This is a genomic window from Novipirellula artificiosorum, from assembly GCF_007860135.1.
Classification (GTDB): domain Bacteria; phylum Planctomycetota; class Planctomycetia; order Pirellulales; family Pirellulaceae; genus Novipirellula_A; species Novipirellula_A artificiosorum.
Genome location: NZ_SJPV01000002.1, coordinates 281,207 through 300,545, shown reverse-complemented (window position 1 = coordinate 300,545; position 19,339 = coordinate 281,207). Strand labels below are relative to the sequence as shown.

Annotated in this window: 11 protein-coding genes, 1 tRNA gene and 1 pseudogene; 3 read left to right on the top strand and 10 right to left on the bottom strand. The window is 55.3% G+C overall.

The annotated features are described in order from the left end of the window. Window positions 1-149: 149 nt before the first annotated feature. The 3 genes from Poly41_RS06900 to Poly41_RS06890 all read right to left on the bottom strand — a co-directional run bounded on the left by Poly41_RS06900 (window position 150) and on the right by Poly41_RS06890 (window position 4,728). Window positions 150-2,843, bottom strand: a complete 2,694-nt coding sequence (locus tag Poly41_RS06900) for a sensor domain-containing protein (protein ID WP_197231127.1) — start codon at window positions 2,841-2,843, stop codon at window positions 150-152. A gap of 728 nt (window positions 2,844-3,571) precedes the next feature. Beyond that, complete coding sequence (locus tag Poly41_RS06895) at window positions 3,572-4,291, bottom strand: IS110 family transposase (protein ID WP_197231126.1); 720 nt, start codon at window positions 4,289-4,291, stop codon at window positions 3,572-3,574. 362 nt (window positions 4,292-4,653) lie between these two features. Further along, window positions 4,654-4,728, bottom strand: a tRNA-Pro gene (locus Poly41_RS06890). 198 nt (window positions 4,729-4,926) lie between these two features. Between Poly41_RS06890 and pheT the strand changes: the two genes are divergently transcribed. Then, complete coding sequence (pheT, locus tag Poly41_RS06885) at window positions 4,927-6,939, top strand: phenylalanine--tRNA ligase subunit beta (protein WP_146525195.1); 2,013 nt, start codon at window positions 4,927-4,929, stop codon at window positions 6,937-6,939. Between the two features lie 100 nt (window positions 6,940-7,039). Here the strand turns inward: pheT and Poly41_RS06880 are convergent, their stop codons facing one another. From Poly41_RS06880 to Poly41_RS06855, 7 genes and pseudogenes are all read right to left on the bottom strand, one after another. After that, the gene (locus Poly41_RS06880; protein WP_231615473.1) at window positions 7,040-10,465 is read right to left on the bottom strand and encodes a DUF6797 domain-containing protein; all 3,426 of its coding nucleotides are present in this window, start codon (window positions 10,463-10,465) and stop codon (window positions 7,040-7,042) included. A 109-nt stretch (window positions 10,466-10,574) separates the two neighbouring features. Further along, window positions 10,575-11,042, bottom strand: a pseudogene (locus tag Poly41_RS06875) (redoxin domain-containing protein); the annotation flags it as partial. A 15-nt stretch (window positions 11,043-11,057) separates the two neighbouring features. Further along, window positions 11,058-11,282, bottom strand: coding sequence for a thioredoxin domain-containing protein (locus tag Poly41_RS35515; protein WP_315853727.1), 225 nt, complete (start codon window positions 11,280-11,282; stop codon window positions 11,058-11,060). A 278-nt stretch (window positions 11,283-11,560) separates the two neighbouring features. Next, window positions 11,561-13,180, bottom strand: a complete 1,620-nt coding sequence (groL, locus tag Poly41_RS06870; protein ID WP_146525194.1) for a chaperonin GroEL — start codon at window positions 13,178-13,180, stop codon at window positions 11,561-11,563. Between the two features lie 80 nt (window positions 13,181-13,260). Further along, a complete protein-coding gene (locus tag Poly41_RS06865; RefSeq protein WP_146525193.1) occupies window positions 13,261-13,578 on the bottom strand; it encodes a co-chaperone GroES in 318 nt (105 codons plus the stop codon). Between the two features lie 281 nt (window positions 13,579-13,859). Beyond that, the gene (locus Poly41_RS06860; protein WP_146525192.1) at window positions 13,860-16,577 is read right to left on the bottom strand and encodes a DNA translocase FtsK; all 2,718 of its coding nucleotides are present in this window, start codon (window positions 16,575-16,577) and stop codon (window positions 13,860-13,862) included. A gap of 103 nt (window positions 16,578-16,680) precedes the next feature. Further along, a complete protein-coding gene (locus Poly41_RS06855; protein WP_146525191.1) occupies window positions 16,681-17,469 on the bottom strand; it encodes an SDR family NAD(P)-dependent oxidoreductase in 789 nt (262 codons plus the stop codon). A gap of 317 nt (window positions 17,470-17,786) precedes the next feature. On the opposite strand from Poly41_RS06855, the gene Poly41_RS06850 reads away from it, so the two are divergent. Then, entirely contained in the window at window positions 17,787-18,272 is a 486-nt protein-coding gene (locus tag Poly41_RS06850) for a hypothetical protein (protein WP_146525190.1), read from the top strand. Window positions 18,273-18,491: 219 nt separating this feature from the next. Further along, window positions 18,492-19,334, top strand: a complete 843-nt coding sequence (locus Poly41_RS06845) for a transglutaminase-like domain-containing protein (RefSeq protein WP_231615472.1) — start codon at window positions 18,492-18,494, stop codon at window positions 19,332-19,334. The last annotated feature ends 5 nt before the right edge of the window (window positions 19,335-19,339 follow it).

The following is a 19,339-nucleotide window of genomic DNA, read 5'->3' as shown; positions in this document are numbered from 1 at the left end:
CGACGAATGCATGGGGTTTAGAAAGCGACTAACGTTGACGTTGGCGAAACAGAGTCATGTTGCGGACTTGGCTGGAGGGTTCGATTCGTCAAGTTCAATCCTGGATCCCTTTGCCGGCGATGGAATTCGTAAGAATTGCCTCTCGATTGCTACATCGATGAGGAAGGAACCATGAAGGTCATTTTCTGTGACCATCCGTCAGCAAGTTCCATTGCGCCCGTCGTGCACGCCTGTAATCCTAGGTTCGTTCTCAAGAAGCACTCTAGGTTCTCAACGGACATCGGTCGCGCGAAATAATAGCCCTGTATCAATTCGCAGCCGAGTTCCTGTAATGCCTTCAACTGTTCGAAGGTTTCAACTCCCTCCGCAACTAGTTTCATGCCAAGGTTTCGGGCCATCACTACTAATCCATGCAGAAGGGCGGCTTCACCGGTCGAGTCGTCGATATTGCAGATTAGCGAGCGATCCACCTTCAGCACATCGACAGTGAACTGGTTCAACGCGGCAAAAGAGGCAGTGCCTGAGCCAAAATCGTCGATGGCAAGTGTCACGCCCGATTTTCGGATCGACTTCATTGTTCGAGCTGCTTCATAGACGTTCATCGCAAAAGATTCTTCGGTCACCTCCAGTTGAAGATAATCAGCTGGTAAGCCGGTTTCTTGGAGTACACACAGGATGTCTTCCGGTAGATTCGGGTCTTCGAATTGTTTGCGAGCCAGATTGATGTTGATTTGCCGCGGCGCGACACTGCCTAGTGTTTTCCGCCAATCGGCGCACTGTTGGCATCCCGTTGATAGCACCCACTTCCCAAGATGTAGGATCATGTCCGATTCATGGGCGATTGGAATGAATTCTGCTGGACTGATCGATCCGAATTTTGGATGCTGCCACCGTAGTAGCGCTTCGACTGCCGTTATCTCGCCAGTCACCAACGAAACGATTGGTTGGTAGTGCAGCGAGAACTGGTCGGTTCCGATCGCGTCACGAAGTTCATTTTCTATCTGCATTCGGCGATGGACTTGCGTATGCATTTTGTCATCAAAAATGACATGCTGTGCCCTTCCCGCGCGTTTTGCTTCGTACATTGCGGTGTCGGCATCTCGCAAAATATCTTCACCTCGATCATAAGTCGAAGGTCCGTTAACGATTCCGATGCTGGCTGTCGAGAAAAACTGTTGAGCCCCTAATTGATAAGGTTTTGCGAATCTTTGTTGCAACCGTTGCGCGAATGTGGTTGAGTCTTCCGCTTGGTCTATGTCCTCTAACACAACGACAAATTCATCGCCGCCAAGGCGAGCAATAACGCTTACGTAGTACGATGCAGAGGGATCATTAACTTCACTCTCGGTTCGCAACCGATCTGCGATTTGTCGAAGAAGCTCGTCGCCAATATCATGTCCCCAACTGTCGTTAACTGACTTGAATCGGTCGAAATCTAAAAACAGGCAAGCGAACTTTGTTCCTCGTTTTTTTGATCGTGCGATTGCCCCCCGCAAATGGTCCAGTAGCAGGACACGATTGGGAAGACCCGTCAAGGAATCGGTGACAGCCGCTGCTGCGAGTTGATCTTCATAGTGCTTCTGACGGGTGATATCTTTTGCAATGCCAAGATAACCCGTGATTTTACCGTCGTCGTCGCGGAGGGCCGTGACTCCCAACATCACTAGCACTTGGGAGCCATCTTTGCGGACGTAAGTCCATTCAAGTTCATTAGGCAATCCCAAATTTGTCTTGCAAACGAAGACATCGAAACCGGGCTCTAGGTCGATCTGCAAATCGTTGCCGAATGATTTTGCCCGAGCGACGACTTCCGATTCAAGATGGAAAAGCTCAGGCGAGTGCTGGTTGACCAATTCCTCCGAAGTGTATCCAAGCAAACGTTCAGCAGCTGGGTTGAAGTTCGTGATGATTCCGGTAGGCGTCGTCGCGATGATTGCATATGCTGCATGATCAAAAATCGCTCGCTGCAATGCGCTCGCCTTCGCGGCTTCCGCTTCCTTAGCAAGTCGTTCGGTGATATCCAAGATGATCGCCAAGAAGACCGGACGATCTGCCATCATCGACAGTTGCAATCGTACTTCGACGTCGTAGTCGGTTCCGTTTGCCCGACGGTGAACCGTTTGGAAAACCAAAAAATCTTTGCTTTTGTTGCGTAGGGGCTCGATCGACTTTTCGAACTCGTGTAAGTCGAATGTTGGCTTGATATCGACGGGCGTCATATGACATAGCTCGCTCATCGCGTAACCGAGGTTTCGTCGAGCACCTTCGTTGACGAACTCGAACAGCAACGTCTCGGCATCAAAAATGAAGATTTCGTTGAGGCTGCGTTCAAGGATCACGCTGTGTTCATGGCGTTCTAACTCCAATTCTCGACGCTCAGTGATGTCCTCGACATAGCCGATGCATCCGCCGTCATGGAATTGGTCGGTCGTAACCGGTTGTGCACGTGCTTTAAGGTGGCGAATCTCGCCGTCGGGGCGCCGGATGCGAAAGTCCATTTGAAATTCGCAACCGGCTGTTATATTGCGGTTCCACAGCTCCATCACTCTCGCAAGATCTTCCGCGTGAATGCACTCTACCCAACCACTGCCGAGAGTCTGCTGGGGCGTCATGCCGGAGATCTCTTGCCATGCTAGATTCGTGTAGACGTTCGCACCGCTGGCATCACATCGAAAGATTCCGATCGGTACATGTTCGGCAATCGAATTTAACGGTGATCGGCATGATGGCTCATCAAGAGTCAGAAGTGAGTTCGGCATCACTGACGGAACAGGCGCAGCAATCCCGTTTGACTCCTCGGGGCACGTCGGCTTGCTGTTTTTGACTTCGTCTTGTGGGAGCATCTTATTCGTATGTGTTTGGCGACTGTTTAGCGCTTGTAGGATCATTGGCCTCGGGGCCAATATTCCTTCACGTTGCGATGTGATGTTGGGATTCGCATCGTTCGTTTCTGAATGTACGGATCACGAGTTTTCTGCGGATTGGAAGGCTTTCATTGTGGTCTGAGCCAATCCTCTGGCTTTCTCACTCTGCCCTGCGAGGAAATGGAGAGAGATTCTGTTTCAGTGAATCATTGGTTGCAATCCATTCGTGCCGTTGATGGAGACTCGTTATTTTTCTTATCTCGAGTTGTTTCAGGACGCCGCTTCCGACTGTCAGCGATGTAGTGATTTCCCTACGCCCATGCTGGTCGCGTTGGCGCTGAAAATAGTCGAGTTCAGGCGAAGTGTTTCCAATGTTATCGTGAACGCTGAATCTGAGCGGCGGTGATCTGCTACCACCTAAGAGGGGGTTGGTCGGGCGAGAGCAAGAGGGGCAAAGGGGGGCCAGGGGTCGACGATAACCCCACCGCCAACGATAAACCCACCGCCAACCCGGTGTTCCGCGAGCAGCCGGTAGTACACCTGCCAACTCTCCTTGGACCCGGTTTTTCCAAGGTAGTAAACATGACCCCCGAGGGTCACTCACGCCTGATTAGACAGAATGACGCCGATACTTCGGATCTCGCATAAATCTCGCTCCAAGTTGGGTGTTTGGGACACACTGTCCAAAATTGCCGAACGGAAAAGACCTAACCCAGATCCTCTGGCTTCCTACGCAATTTGCAGTAAAACGCACCCTTTCTTGTAGCATGACAGATCAGTTTTGCGTTGCAAGTTATTGCATCGACTAGCGTTGATTGTGGCATTGTTGAACCACTTTCGTCGACAACCGCCACAAACGCAAACTCCGGATACAGATAGAAAACCCCATCTTGTAGTTCCCGAGTGTCCTCGATTCCGTTTTTCCCATCGCTACATCCTGACGCAACCAACAAGATCGCGATTAGGCACGCAAACGACGTGCGAATTGATCTCACTGGTTCCAACGCTGGTGTCAATTTACATTCGGGTGTGATTGGAATTGCCAACCGCTCACGATTGAGCCATAGCAGATCGGCCAATTTTTGAGCGTCGCGTCGATCGGTCTTCCTTTTGCCAGGCTTCTCAGGGTGAATGAGCACGATTTCTTGAAAGCTCCATTTTCGCAGGTACTCGATCAGCCAATCATTGAAACCACAGACTTCGAGGATCGCCATGAACTGGATGTCCATCTCAGTGAGCTGCTGAAAGAACGCCTGGATCTTTTCGGGACGGGTGCTGACCTGCCGGCGTAACACCGTGTCCCCCTCTTCGTTGCGGACACAGACAGTGATTTGCTTTGCGTGTTGATCGATGGCGAGGTACACATTGTCGGGTTCTCCTGGGAGTGACAATTGGCGAGCCAACACGGCTACGCCGTGAATTATCACCCGGAGAACCTGCTTTTTGGGAACCGTCGCCTCTTTCATCGAATCACCCCCCTTCTCGCATCAACGACGTAATGAAGAAACTCGGGATTTGGGTAGGGCTCGACTTCGTCGCTGCGAAAAAGGGTATGCGAGAGGTTCGCCAGCTTCGTTCCGGGGTACGAAGCGTAGGCGGCTACCACCTACCCGTACTGCTTCATGGCGGGCACACACGCGTCAGAAAATTCAGGGAGTGACTGCGGGTGTTCCGCAGGCTGCACAGAGGCTGCCGAGCAAAGCATCGAAACGCCGAGCGACGACGATGCGAAATTCGCAAAAAAGGCAGCAAAAATCGATAAGAAAGGGATTTCGTCCACCAAGGTGAATCGGGCCGACTGGATTCGAACCAGCGATCTCCACACCCCCAGTGTGGCGCGATAACCAGGCTTCGCTACGGCCCGTCAGCATGCTTCACAATCGCTTGCGGCATGCCTTCCGAGACTGTAGATGCTAATCCAATGCCTTTTCTTTGACTAGGGCGGACTTTCCTTTGTCGATTCACCCCGTTTTCCGGAGGATTGGTTTTGCGGAATCCAACGATTCGATAACCTATGGGCTCGTTCTAACTCCTCCCACTCCCCGTTCTGACTGCTCCGACCATGCTCGTTTCTTGGAAATGGCTCTCCCGCTACCTTGATCTGCCGATGAAACACGAGGATTTGGCCCTTCGGCTGAGTTTGTCGGGGTTGAATCATGAAGAAACGACCGTCGTTGACGGTGACGTCGTGATCGATTTGGAGGTGACCAGCAATCGGGGCGATTGTTTGGGCCATCTCGGCGTGGCTCGCGAAATTGGCGTTTTGTACGATTTGCCCGTCAAGACGCCAGAAATCGAACTGCCGGAATCTGGGATGGATGTCGCCTCGCTGCTGAGCGTCGAGAATCACTTTCTTGACGCCTGCCCCCGCTACACCGCTCGCGTGATCCAGGGAATTGAGGTGGGCCCGAGCCCGGCGTGGATGGCCGATTCGCTTCGGTCGATTGGCATCGGTGTGGTCAACAATGTGGTCGACGCGACCAACTATGTGATGATGGAATGTGGCCAACCGCTACATGCCTTCGACTATTCGAAGTTAGCTGGAAAAAAAGTGGTCGTCCGACCGGCCACCCCTGGGGAGACGATCGAGGCAATCGATCATCGCAGCTACGCGCTGGACGAATCGATGTGTGTGATCGCCGATGCGGCCCAGGCGAACGCAGTCGCCGGGGTGATGGGTGGCGCGGTTTCGGAAGTGGAGGAATCGACGACCGATCTGGTGATCGAAGCTGCCATCTTCACTCCGCTGTCGGTTCGCCGTACGGCTCGCAAATTGAAGTTACATAGCCCTTCGTCTTATCGATTTGAGCGTCGCGTCGATCCGGTCGGTGTGGATTGGGCGAGTCGGCGCGTGTGCCAGTTGATTCTTGAATCGGGAGGTGGCAAGTTGGCCAGTGGCGTGATCGACACGGCGGCAGCGATTTTACCGCGTCCATCGGTGGTGTTACGACTCAGTGAGCTGGAGCGGATCTTGGGGATCCAGGTCGAGCGAAGTGAAGTGGAGCGTATTTTGGTGTCGCTTGGATGTGAATCAAAAGCGGGCACCGATCGTTATGTACCGCCGTCGTGGCGTCACGACCTGACGCGTGAAGCGGATCTGATCGAAGAAGTCGCGAGAATTCACGGTTACGACAAAATCCCCGAGGATGCACCGATTCCCGTCGCGCCGAGTAGCAAGCGAGAATTCGATGTTGCCATGGAGGGAGTCCGTTCGGTCATGATCACGGCGGGTATTTCCGAAGCGATGACTCCCAGCTTGGTGACTCAATCGCTTGATGCTCTGGTCAGCCCCTGGACCGATCGCCCGCCACTCCGAACGGAAACGCCGATGTTGAAAGGAGCGCGTTGTTTGCGGCGAAGTTTGATCCCGAGCTTGTTGGAAGGTCGTGGGAACAATTGGGCCTTGGCAAGTATTCATGCCGACTTGTTCGAAATCGCGCATGTCTATCTGCCTGGCAAGACCGCAGACTCGTTGCCGGACGAACACTACTCACTGGGATTGGTCTCAGGTCGAGACTATTTGGAAGTCAAAGGAGTGATTGAAACCTTATGCCGGCGTATGGGAGTTGCGGATTCCGTTCGCGTGGAAGCGGTGGAACGGTCCGGAATGGCCAAAGGGGCAACCGTCGCAGTCCACTGTGGGACACGTCAACTCGGCTATCTGGGAATCGTGGACTCAAAGGTGCTGAAGACATGGAAGCTTGCGGGACCCGTTGTTGCAGCGGAGCTGTCACTGGTGACATTGTTGGAGTTGGCTCACTTGGTTCCGCAGCAGCAAAGCGTGAGTGTTTTCCCCTCGGTCCAACGCGATCTCAATTTCATTGTCGCCGAATCGGTGCGCTGGAGTGAATTGGAGCAAGTGGTGCGGTCGGCGGTTGGTAAGGAATTGGCCGCCGTTGACTATCGAGAGACGTACCGTGATCCGAAAAAGGATGGAGCGAATCGCAAGCGGATCCTGCTGTCGGTCGAACTGCAGCGGCACGATGGAACCCTCAGCGGGGATCAGGCGGACGAATTGATCCAACAAGTGATCGGCGCCTGCGGCAAGAAGTTGTCGGCCGAGCTGTTGTCGTAGGGCGGTGCGACCGCAAACGCAGCGAGCCGCCGCGGGTGCGATGCATCGCCGAACCCACCAGGAATTCGTTCGATCATGGATGTCGCCAACATCCCGCAGTTCATTTCCGTTGCCTTGAATCGGGCAGCGCGTGGAGGGTGCCGTGAATCGTACGCGTGATCGATTCGCCCTCAAGCGTGATCAGTTGGCACGATAGCTCGTAGCACCACGTTGGTTCGAGTTCAGGAATCGTCAGCGTCACGGTTCGGCGATCTTCCGATAATCGCACCTCCGCAATGTCCAAGGGCTCTTCGTCTATGTGGGGAGACCCATATTTTTCTGTGCGCCTCAAGCCCCACTGTCGATACGCAAATCGATTCACATCCAACCCGGAAGCGGGATCCAGCGGGTCGCTAAACGTGACAGCCAATGTCTTGTGGGCTGCTTTGATTTCGGTAGGCAAAACGGCTTGGCTTCCCTTGTAACGAATTCGATACAAGCCACCTTCACGTTCTTGGCGACTGCTTGCCCAGGCATACAGGCCGCAGACATACAGTTGCTTATCGATCGGATGAAAGCGGCCTCGCATGATCCCTGTTGGGAACTCTGGAATCGGAAAAGCACACATGCCACCTTGGACGATACTCGGTTGGGGGTCGGCTGTAGCGGACGGATCTGAAGGAGCTCGCGGTGACACGTCGACAACTTGGTGTGGCACCGTGTAGACCTTGCCATAGCCGTAGGACAGATTCAACAACTGCCCCCCCAGATTTCCCCAGCTGTCATCGGGGACCCATAATAATTCGGCAGGCGAGCGATCGAAGTCGTTGGTGATCCAGCAGACCGGCGGCAGCATCGCGTCATCGGACGTATCCTCGACGTCATGGTAGCCGAACATGTTTCCGTAGAACCCGCCCGTAGTGACGCGATTGATCCGATTCTTTGGGTTCCAGTGTCCCTCTTGATCGGTCACCATGAAACTGCCGTCTGGGTTGAGACAAACACCATTCGCAGCACGAAAGCCAACCGCAAGGATGCTCGTCTGCGTTCCATCGGGTGTGACCTTTAGCAACGTTCCGTGGTGAGGGACGACGGCTGGCAAAGCGTGGCGTGCCGATTTCGCATAGTAGAAATTGCCCTGGGCATCCCGCTGCAAACCCATCGCGAACTCATGGAAGTGCTCGGTGACCTGGTGATCGTTATTGAAACACTCAATGAAATCGGTTTCACCATCGTCGTTGGTGTCACGCAAGATGGCGATTTGGTCACGGCACGTCAGGTAGATCGTTTCCTCCACGATCTTGAGTCCAAGGGGTTGGAACAGCCCTGACGCGATTCGCCGCCATCGAAGCGGTGGTCGAGGGTCGTCGTCGATTCCCGAAAGTCCCGACACGATATAGACGTCCCCATCCCAAGTGCAGGCGGCTAATCGATCCCCATCCGCAAAGAAATCATGGCCTGCGAAACGTAGACGCGCAAGCCATGGATTATGATCGGGTGGGGTCAGTGCATCGACCGAAAAACCACTGGATCGCCCGTTGTCGATGTCCGTTTTCACCGTCGTGGTTAAGACGTCCGGCCACAGCGGAGCTGCGGGCTCGGTCGTGATGGGGGCAAGGGAGTCGGCAACGGCCGAATTGATCTCACCAAACGGTTGTAGCGCCGCGTGCTGTGATTCACGGCGTAGCGTCATCCAAATAGCGATCGACCGATCGGTTGCCGAGGGCGGCAGCGACAGGCAGAGGCGACCTTGTTGGCGAACGAATTCGCAGTCTTTGCTCTCTGTCGACATGCCGATCCACAAATTACCGTCTCCCGTCGCAACGCGTGCCAAATGGTCGCTGCGCATCTCGACGTCATTTGGCTCCGCCGTAGCGATCAGCATCCGTTGTGGCTGCGCCGTAGGCCCCAGGCTGATGCGACGAACGAAAGCGCCATCAGAGTCCTTGGCTGTCGATGTCGGCTCGGCCAGCCAATCCGCTCGTTCGAGCACCCGCATGTCGCCGATTTGGTATTGGATGACGGGGCCTTGGCGACTGTGGACCATCCCGTGGTACTGAGCCCACGATTTCGGTAACGGACCGTATCGTTTTCCGTCGCGTCCAAGAACCCGTGCGTCGTCATCGAACGATCCACTGCTTGGATTGGCCCAACCGGGACCGTTGGGGTTCGAAAAGATCACTCGTCCCGTGACATGAGGATGCACCTGATGGCGGCCGTTGAAATGGATGCCTTGCCAATCAATGAACCGCGGTTGCGATTCATCGACGTGGCTCCAGCCTGCCGCCATCCGCATCGTATCATGATCAAACAGCAACCAGCGGCTGCCCCTCGCAATGCCTCCGGGCCCCGGATCCAAGCGAACAGCAATTCCCTTTTGGGCAATGTTCGATCCACCGCTGCCGACTTCAAAGGTGTTGAACATCCAGGGCCCATAATCCATATCGCTCCAAGGTTGGCTGTCGACCGGATCAGGACCAAGCGTGTCCCCCGTCGGCAGGCTCGACAAATACGACTCGTCGATCGGATGCAGCTGATCGGGGTTGTTTGTTTTCAAGAAGTGTTCCCGGATAAAATGGATCACGTCATACTTTTGTTGTGGCACCATCCAAACTTGAGGCACCATCTGCCCGAGACCATGAGTCAATGTTCGGTACATGTCGTCGGGCTTGCTGCCGCCGCGAAAGGTCCCTTCCGCGAATCGCAAAGCGGTGGGAAGCGAACCCGGGGCATCCAGGGTACCGTGGCAATTGATGCACAGGCGGTCGTAGATCTGGCGGCCTCGTTCCATCGCATCCGCATCGAGCCGGCGGAGGATTCCCGCGTGATCGACCCTCGCTTCATATTCTGGCAATCTGAGTGCGGTCAGCTTGGAATCGGGCTGCAACTGCTTTGCACGTTCCCTGCCCCCATCGCGAATTTCGATCACGTATTTCGCAAGGTCCAAGAACTGCTGACGACTTGCCAATGCGTTGACGATATCGGCCGGCATCGTCGAAAGTGTGGCTTCACTCGTTTCTTCAATCTCATCGGTCGCGACCTCAACGATTTTTCCCGTTGTTGCATCGCGAACGCGTAGCAAATCGGGAGATTGGAATTCAGGATCTTCTTGGAAGCCGGACACGATCGAGCCATCGAGAAGCAAAACGGAAATCGTCTCAAACCCATTACGGATCTTCGCCGAAGGATTCAAAATCGATTCAACGATTCGCTCGTTCGTCGCATCGGGTTGCTTGGCTAATTGAGTGAGATCCGGAGCTAGCGAGTCGATCTCCGAGGTGGATGGGCGGCTGTCCACTTGATGACAGGTCGCACAGCCAATCGCGGGTTGATGGAATAAGATGGCACCGCGACGTGCATCGCCCTGCTTGATGGCGTTTTCCGCAAGTGACGAGACCGGTTCGGAGAGCAAGCGTTGATGCAGCGATTGGGCCATCGCATTGGATTGCATCAGAAATATCGCAGTGACCAGAGCAAAACGAAGGTGCTCGATGCCAAGGTTTCGAAGCACAAAAACGAAAAAGCGAGATCGACAAATCTGTGACATGCAAGGTTCCCATTTTTCGAACGAACCAACATCCATCGCGATCTGGCTAAATGGATTGGGCCTATCCGCAAGATCTGTGGAGAGTGTATCGCCGCGCGCAGTCGATGCGTCAACGTTCTCTCAAATCATGGTAGAGCGGAAAGAAGCGTTCCGATCGTCGTGGTTTCAAAAGGCAGGAAAGAAACGTCGGCAAGCCCGATTGTAACGGAAAGACTGGGCCGGTTGGGATCGTTGGCTTGACTCGTCCGATGTGGCATCCAACCGCTTCGGTTTCGGGGATGGCTATCGGATCGCCGGCCAACAGTTTTTCGATCGCAGTTGCCAAGTCCTGCTGGACCTCCCGTTCTCGTGAATATCCCACGCCGTATTGATCATCGATCCGACCGCGATAACGAATGACGCGATCATGGTCAAGCAAAAACACTTCGGGCGTCCGCTGCGCGCCAACGGCGTCGGCAACTCGATTACGGTTGTCTTTCAGTAGCGGAAACGTCATGTCGTGGCGGTGTGCATAGGCTGCTAACTCAACAAGACTATCCTGCTTATTCGAATTGATCCCGAGGATCTTCAAACCACGCGATGCAAACCGTTGTTACAACTTGTTCAGACGCGGACCATACAATTGAGCCAGCGGGCATTCCGTGCCGAGGAAGACCATGGCGACCAAATCATGATCGACAAAGTCAGAAAGCGAGACCGATTTTCCATAGCAGTTCGGTAACGTGAAATCGTCGACAACTTGGCCAATTCGGGAAGGCTCAGCCCTTAGATTGGATACCAAGCATCCAGAGCAGACTAGCATCAAAAGAAAACGCATGAACGACCACCCTGTGCAGGATTTTGGATACTTCGATTTGAGAACGTGCTTCATGATTGTGACGCTCCTTTCATCCCATGTCGATCCTTGCCCCCGAGTTGTCGAGTGAAGTCACCCTGATGGGTTGAATCGGACGGCCAATGGAAGGCTCGTCGCGCACACCGGTCTTCTCCACGTCTCCAATCGAGGGAACCACGGTCTGCTGCGAATAAAAAACGGTCGGCGGATGGCTCCGTCGACCGTTCTATTGAAAAAGCGTTAGCTGTTAGCAGCCGGCATTAGTACATGTCATGGTCGCCGCCGGTGCCGCCGCCCTTTTGGGTCGTCGGCTTTTCTGCCACCAACGCGTCGCTGGTTAGAAGCAATGTTGCAACGCTCGCGGCGTTGCCAAGTGCGGTGCGAGTCACCTTGGTAGGATCAATCACACCCGACTTCACCAAGTCTTCATAGGTATCGGTCAAGGCGTTGTAGCCTTCGTTGTTCTTCATGCCCAACACCTTCTCGCAAACCACTCCGCCGTCTTGGCCGGCGTTTTCAGCGATCATGGTGACGGGAGCTCGGCAAGCACGCAGCACGATGTTGTAGCCAACGATTTGGTCCTCGGTCAGCGAATCGGCTGGCTTCACCTTGTTAGCAGCCCGCAACAGCGCTACACCGCCACCGGGCAAAATGCCTTCTTCGACAGCTGCACGTGTTGCATGGAGTGCATCCTCGACGCGAGCCTTCTTTTCTTTCATCTCGCTTTCGGTCGCAGCTCCGACGTTTACCTTCGCAACGCCACCCGCCAGCTTTGCCAATCGCTCTTCGAGCTTTTCACGGTCGTAATCGCTCGTGCAGTTTTCGATTTCACGACGGATTTGGTCGATTCGTGCCTTGATGTCGCCGCTCTTGCCGGCGCCTTCAATGATCGTCGTGTTGTCCTTGTCGATGATGATCTTCTTGGCACGACCCAGTTGCGGCAAATCGACGCTTTCGAGTTTTGTTCCCAAAGCTTCGAAGATCGCCAATCCACCGGTCAGGATCGCGATGTCTTCCATCATTGCCTTGCGGCGGTCGCCGTAACCGGGTGCCTTCACGGCACAGACGGTGAAGGTGCCGCGGAGACGGTTGATGACAAGGGTTGCCAAGGCTTCGCCATCAACGTCTTCTGCGATGATCAACAAAGGCTTGCCCTGCTGAACCACCTTTTCCAACATCGGAACCATGTCCTTGATGTTGCTGATCTTCTTTTCGAAAACAAGGATGTAAGCATCTTCGAGAACGCATTGCATCGTGCCAGGATCGGTCACGAAGTAAGGCGACAAGTAGCCGCGATCGAATTGCATCCCTTCGACCCATTCTTGTTCGGTGTGAAGGCTCTTCCCTTCATCGACGGTAATCACGCCGTCCTTGCCAACTTTGCTCATCGCGTCAGCCAACAATTCACCGATCTCGCGATCATTGTTTGCTGCGATCGAGGCGACGTTGGCCATCGCTTCCTTGTCTTTGACCTTGGTGGCCATCGAGTGAAGCTTTTCGGTGATGTCCTCAACGGCCTTCTCAATCCCAAACTTCATTTGCACGGGATTGACGCCGGCGATGACCCCTTTCAGGCCTTCGTTGAAGATCGCTTCGGCCATGACCGTGGCGGTCGTGGTACCATCGCCAGCGACGTCGCTGGTCTTGCTGGCGACTTCGCGGACCATTCGAGCGCCCATGTTTTCATAGACGTCCTCGAGTTCAATCTCTTTTGCGACGGTGACACCGTCCTTGGTGACGGTGGGGCTACCGAAGCTTTTTTGCAGGATCACATTGCGGCCCTTGGGACCGAGAGTGACCTTGACCGTTCGTGCCAGTTTCGACACGCCGCGACGAATCGCTTCGCGTGCTTCCTGGTCAAAAGCAATCATTTTTGCCATGGGGATCTTTTCCAGTTCGTTGTGTGTGTTGGGATCAGTGAAGGATGTGAGCGCAAGGCGTCACGGTGACTTGAGGACGCTTATTCGATGACGGCAAGCACGTCGTCTTCGCGCATCAACAAGTATTCGACGTCGTCGATTTCAACGGTTTCGCCAGCGTAGGAGCTAAACAGGACCTTCTCGCCCGCCTTCAGTTGACATGCCGCTCGGCTGCCGTCGTCGAGCAGTTTGCCGCTACCGACGGCAACGACGGTTCCGCGTGCAGGTTTTTCTTGAGCCGAGTCAGGCAGCACGATACCGCCAGCGGTGGTCTGTTCGCTCTCTTCACGTTGAACCACAATTCGTTCACCGAGGGGTTGCAAGCGAATCTTTGAGCTTTTCTTGGTGGCAGTCGCCATCTCCGTGACACCTTTCTTCTATGCAGGAAAAAGTTGGTTGTGTTGACATTCAAACCCAACTCATCGCCACACACGGCCGAAACAGCACGAATGCACAAATGGCAGGGAGCTGGTTTGTGAAGGGTATCGACAGCAACCGGCGTGCCGAGAAAGTTTTTTGTGACGCAAGTCAATGCTGAGAAAGCATTTAAGAGAAATCGCCTTGTCGCGATCGGGGCTCAGGATACCAAAATGGCAGAAGCCCCTGCTTGCTCGAGCTGTCCGCTGCGCATCAGCGGGGATCAGCGGATCTCCTCTTCTTCGTATTCTTCATAGTCGTCGGCGTCTTCATAATCCTCCGCTTCCGAATCGTCCTCGCCGTCCGATTCGTAGCCCTGCAACTGCTGCCATTGGCCCATCGTCATCAGCACTTCGCGAGACTTTGAGCCGTTGTAGTCGCCGACAATTCCGTCCTCGGCCATGAAGTCGATCAGGCGTGCTGCCCGGCCGTATCCAATGCCCAGGCACCGCTGTAGCATCGACAGCGAGCCTCGGCCTTCGCGAATGACGACCTCGATGGCGCTCTCGTAAAGCTCATCACGGTTCTTGATCTCGCCCATTTTCGAGCCGTCGGCACCCCCTTCTTCGTCCACCTTCAAGCTCATCAACTCATTGACGAAATTCTGTTCGCCCATACTGCAATGATCCACGACCGCATCGATCTCGTCGTCCGACAAATAGGTGCCTTGGCCGCGGATCAGTGTGCTGGTTCCGGGCCACAAGAACAGCATGTCGCCATTGCCGAGCAGTTTGTCTGCTCCGTTTTCATCGAGCACGACTCGGCTATCGGTCTTGCTGGCGACTTGGAAGCTCAGGCGTGCCGGCAAATTGCTCTTGATCAAGCCCGTGATCACATCCACGGTCGGTTTTTGTGTCGCCAAGATCAAGTGGATTCCGACCGCTCGACTCTTTTGAGCCAATCGGATGATGTGCGTTTCGACTTCCTTGCCTGCGGTCATCATTAAGTCCGCCATTTCATCCGCAACGATCACGATGAAGGGCAGCTTATCGGGAACGCCTTGAGCTTCATCCGCTTCATCGATTTCTAGGCGGCGCAACACCTCCTCGCGGCCTAGATCATTGTAGCTGTTGATGTGTCGTACACCCGCTTTCGCCAAAAGCGAGTAGCGTTCTTCCATCTTGTCGACCGCCCACGCCAAGATCGCCTCGGCTTTTCTCATGTCGGTGATGACGGGATGCATCAAGTGCGGCAGTCGACCATAGCCGCTCAATTCGACCATCTTGGGGTCGATCATCAGCATCCGTACTTCGTCGGGACGGCACATCATCAGGATTGAAGTGATGATCGCATTGAGACAAACCGATTTTCCCGTTCCGGTTCGACCGGCGATCAACAAGTGAGGCATTTTTTCGAGTCCGACGACCATCGGATTTCCGGAAACGTCCTTTCCAAGAAAAACGGGGATCTTGGCTTTCGATTTGCTCATGTCCGATTCCTCGATCACGTCGCGGAGTCGGACCACTTGCCTGACTTCATTGGGAACTTCAATTCCCACCGTGTTTTTGCCCGGAATCGGAGCAACGATGCGAACACTTGGAACGCGCAGCGCAATGGCAAGATCGTCCGCAAGCGCGCTAATCTTGTTTAGCCGAAGCCCAGCTTCGAGTTCGATTTCGTATTGGGCAATGACGGGGCCGAGCGTGATGTTGGAGACTCGCACCTTGCATCCGAAACTGCAAATGGTTTTTTGCAGCAATGCCGCCTTCGTTTCCGCCTCCGCTTCGAGTTCCCCATAATCAAACCCGTCGCTGCTTTCGAGCAGGCTCAGGCCGGGCAATCGATAGTCCAACAGGCTGGTGTCGCTTGAGTCTCGCACGGCGCTGTCGAGTTCATCTCGCAGGTTGACTTTTCGCGGCGTGTTGATCTTAGGCTTGGGGATGTCGTGGCTTTCGTCACCGCGAAGTGACACCGTTTCTTCATCGATTTCGAGACTGCGAATGACCGGCTCTTCAATCTCTTCTTCCTCGTCCCACGCTTCCTCTTCGTCTTGCGCGTCATCGTCGTTGGCGTCGAGGTCCACGTTCGGATCGTCTTTTCCGCTGGCAACCGCCTCGGCGGTGGCTGCCAATCCAGCGGCGGCCGCACCCGCCGCCGTCTCGGAGAGTTGTTGCTGTGGCGATTTGCGTTTCGGACGCTGGATCCGGAATTTCGGCCCCAGGGCTGGGGGTTCTGCTCCAGCCGGTTCGTCGCTGGGTTCCGCGGAATCCGACTCGGAAACATCGCCTTCGATCTTGATGGGTTCTTCGAGGTCGGTGAACGGTTGACGTCTGCGACGTAGGGTGACAGGCATCGCCTGTGCGGCCCGCCGCATCCCCGATCGAGACACCTTGGCGCTGCCGCGCATGATCGCTCTTCCTGCGTACAGCAGCGCGTAGTCGGTTGTCAGTAGCAAGCCGACGGTCAGGATTGTCAGCGACAAGATCCATGCGCCTGCGGGGGCGAAGTGCTCCAGCAGTAATGTCGATCCCATTGCGCCCAAGTACCCGCCGTTGCCAACGACGGGCATGCCGCTGATCTCGGTTTTCAGTAGCCCCGCGGCTGTGGCAGCTCCGAGGACAACGATGGTTCCTCCCAGCGATCTCAGGACCGGTGCGTTAATCCGTCCGCGACCAAGCAGCGCAGTCGCGATTCCGCCAACTGCGGCAACAACCAAGGCGCTGGCCAGCCCGAGCGCGTCGAACAGAGCCGAGGAAATCAAGGCGCCCCAATACCCGCAGGCGTTCGTCACCGTTGAGTTCGTAGGGTAGATCGCACTGTTTGGCGTGTAGAGCGCGCTGATCGGCCAGATGGGCGTCTCGATGGGGTCCGCAGGGCTGCGCGTCACGATCGAAACGACCGCGATCAAGACCATTGCAACCAACACGATCGCGACCACGTCGCGAACGAGGTTCGCCTCGCGAGCGTTTGCGCCAGGGTCGTCAGCAGCGGAACTCGACATGGAATGCGGGATTTGACTTGGAAAACGGATGAAGGGTTATCAACTGCTATCGACCCTGATTGCTGCTGGGATCCACAAACAGCAGGTTCGACCTCCGTAACCGTTACGACCCGATCGACCGGCGCGACAAGATCGCGTTCATCAACGGTGGCGAGGCGCGATCCGCGTACACCAGTGCTTTTCCGCCCAGGCTGCAAATCACTTCGCTGCGACGAGCCTCGATCGACGCGAGCGTTGTTCTCGCGACACGCTCGGGCGGCCAGCTACCGATGCTTTTTGATGTTTGGCCCGAGTCGGTCTCGACCAAGGAATCAAAAAACTCACTTCGCGTTGTGCTCGGGCTGACCAAAGTCACCTGAATCCCGTCGGCGGCCAGTTCGGCACGCAACGAATCGCTCCATCCATGCAGTGCAAACTTGCTGGCGCAATATTCACTCTTGTTGGGTACGGCGCGATGCCCGAGCACGCTGCTGATGTTACAGATCACCGGGGCACGACCTTGTCGAAGCCGTGGAATCAGGATTCGTGTCAATTCCGCTGGAGCAAAAAAGTTGACTTCCATCACTTGGCGCAGTCGCTCGGGGGAGGCATCGGCAAACGGGCCGATCGCTCCGATCCCTGCGTTGTTGACCAGGAGATCGAGCTGTCCCCGGCCGAGGTCGGTGGCGACGCGAGCGACTTGATCGCGGATGGACTTGTCCGTGATGTCCCCCACCACCGCAACAAAGTGACCTCGCAAATCAGATTGTTCCAATTCTCGCAAACGATCACTTCGTCGAGCAACCCCTACAACCCTCGCGCCTCGATCGATCAGCAGTTTGCACAAGCAGCGTCCAATTCCACTGCTAGCTCCCGTCACGACCGCGACTGCATCTTTCGCTTTCCAGCGCATTCCCATCACTCCGGTTTGTTTTCGGAAACTCGACTTTGTGGCATCGCGGTCGGCTTCATCGCGCCCGTCTGATTCGGTGCATCAAGGGGTGGGCATGCGTTTGCCGACGTTCCTGCGCCGTCAAGCCGGCACCGACAAGTTCACACCAGCCTATCAATCGAGTGCGATGCGGTCGACCGCTCGGCGAAGCTTTGCCACTTGACGTCACCGCAATCACGGATATGATTTACGCAGTGCGTACGATTTGCGTACGCGGGGCGACACCCCAGCAGCGTTTGTCGGGGGCTTCCGGTCATGCAAAGAAAAGGAAAAACCAAGTGCCTCATTTGTTAGTGAATCTTGAAGATCGAGCGGATTGCAAGAAGGCAGTCGAATTGTTGACGCGTCGTCTGAGACGCGGCTGTGGGCCCCAAGGCCAGGGCCGTCGTGGCATGGACCTGCAGGGCAGCGACGATGCTCATGAGGGAGGGGCAGGAAAACGGGGCCGTGGAAAGGAAGACGTCGCGAGTCTGCCGTTGCCGCAGAAATTGAAGCGAATCCAGAGTCGTGGGATGTGGAAGCATTTGTTGAAGATTGCTCAATCGGCCGAACAGCCCCTGTCGCTGCCAGAGCTCGACGAATTGCTCGGCTTGTCCAAGAACAAGATGCGTTCGCTCAAAGCGATCATGGCAAAGCTCGAGAATCGGTTTGAGCTCCAGTTTCTGAAGGTCGATCCTGATGCAGGCGAAGATGTTTCAGGCAATCCCCGATACATGATGCCAGCTCGGATTCGTCGCCAGATCCTCCGTTTGGCAAGCGCGTAGAGCAAGCGCGTAGAGCAAAGGGGCCAGCAGCGAAGCGAGCTACCGCTGGCATGACGTTCGTCCGTTTGCGTTGGTTGGCTGGAATCGTTGCGTGATTACCTTGATTTCAGGGATCACTGGGATTTCAGGGATCACGGGTGCCCTGGTTGTGTATCATGGATGGCATCGTCTGCGTTCCCCCTTTTTTTGCCAATCGCGAATCCAAAAAGAATTTGACACGTGACCCTCATCGATGTTCGCGCTGACCTGAAGTACGAGGTCCGTATTGCCACCGTGTTCTTGTTTCAGATCGCGGCAGCACGCACGGATCATCAGCAAGTGATCTGGGAACAGTTGACCATGGAGCCGAACTTGAGCGTGGAAACGTACCAAGTGGGGCTTGAGGGGAACCAATTGCACCGGATTTTGGTGCAGCCGTGTGAGCTTCAAGTTTCCTATCAGGGCAATGTCGAATTGGCCCCAGAGATCCATCGATCAGCCTTTGTGGGCGAATCAAACGCTTCCGAAATGCCTGCGGAGGTCCTGACCTATTTGAACCCGAGCCGATACTGCGAGAGCGATCTGTTGGCGAGGTTTTCGTTTGAGGAATTTGGTCAGATGCCGCGCGGCTTCAGCCGCGTGCAGGCGATTTGTGATTGGGTCTCGGAGCATCTTGACTATACCTCTGGCAGCACGAATTCGTCGACGACCGCTGCAGACGTCTTGTTGCAGCGGACAGGTGTCTGTCGTGACTATGCCCATCTGGCGATCACCCTCTGTCGTGGCGTCGGCATCCCGGCACGGTACGTGGCGGGGTACGCGGTCGGTCTCCAGCCTCCGGACTTCCACGGCTTCATGGAGGCCTTCCTGGGCGGTCAATGGTATCTTTTCGACCCCACCAAAATGGTGCCCGTAAGCGGGCTGGTGCGAATCGGTGTGGGGCGAGATGCTGCCGACGTCTCGTTTGCAACCCTCACGGGCGATGCCCTGTTGATCGAAAAAACCGTGTGGGCCAACGATTCCGACAACGCTGGCCCGCCTGCGTCCGCCGGTGGCGAGCCGCCTGCCGTCTCGCTAGCGTAAAACCA

What these genes read in the sequence shown, in the direction of transcription:
- Poly41_RS35515 (WP_315853727.1), bottom strand. Translation starts at nt 11,282, where the DNA reads ATGCGTTTTCTTTTGATGCTAGTCTGCTCTGGATGCTTGGTATCCAAT.
- Poly41_RS06860 (WP_146525192.1), bottom strand. Translation starts at nt 16,577, where the DNA reads ATGTCGAGTTCCGCTGCTGACGACCCTGGCGCAAACGCTCGCGAGGCG.
- Poly41_RS06880 (WP_231615473.1), bottom strand. Translation starts at nt 10,465, where the DNA reads ATGTCACAGATTTGTCGATCTCGCTTTTTCGTTTTTGTGCTTCGAAAC.
- Poly41_RS06865 (WP_146525193.1), bottom strand. Translation starts at nt 13,578, where the DNA reads ATGGCGACTGCCACCAAGAAAAGCTCAAAGATTCGCTTGCAACCCCTC.
- Poly41_RS06900 (WP_197231127.1), bottom strand. Translation starts at nt 2,843, where the DNA reads ATGCTCCCACAAGACGAAGTCAAAAACAGCAAGCCGACGTGCCCCGAG.
- groL (WP_146525194.1), bottom strand. Translation starts at nt 13,180, where the DNA reads ATGGCAAAAATGATTGCTTTTGACCAGGAAGCACGCGAAGCGATTCGT.
- pheT (WP_146525195.1), top strand. Translation starts at nt 4,927, where the DNA reads ATGCTCGTTTCTTGGAAATGGCTCTCCCGCTACCTTGATCTGCCGATG.
- Poly41_RS06855 (WP_146525191.1), bottom strand. Translation starts at nt 17,469, where the DNA reads ATGCGCTGGAAAGCGAAAGATGCAGTCGCGGTCGTGACGGGAGCTAGC.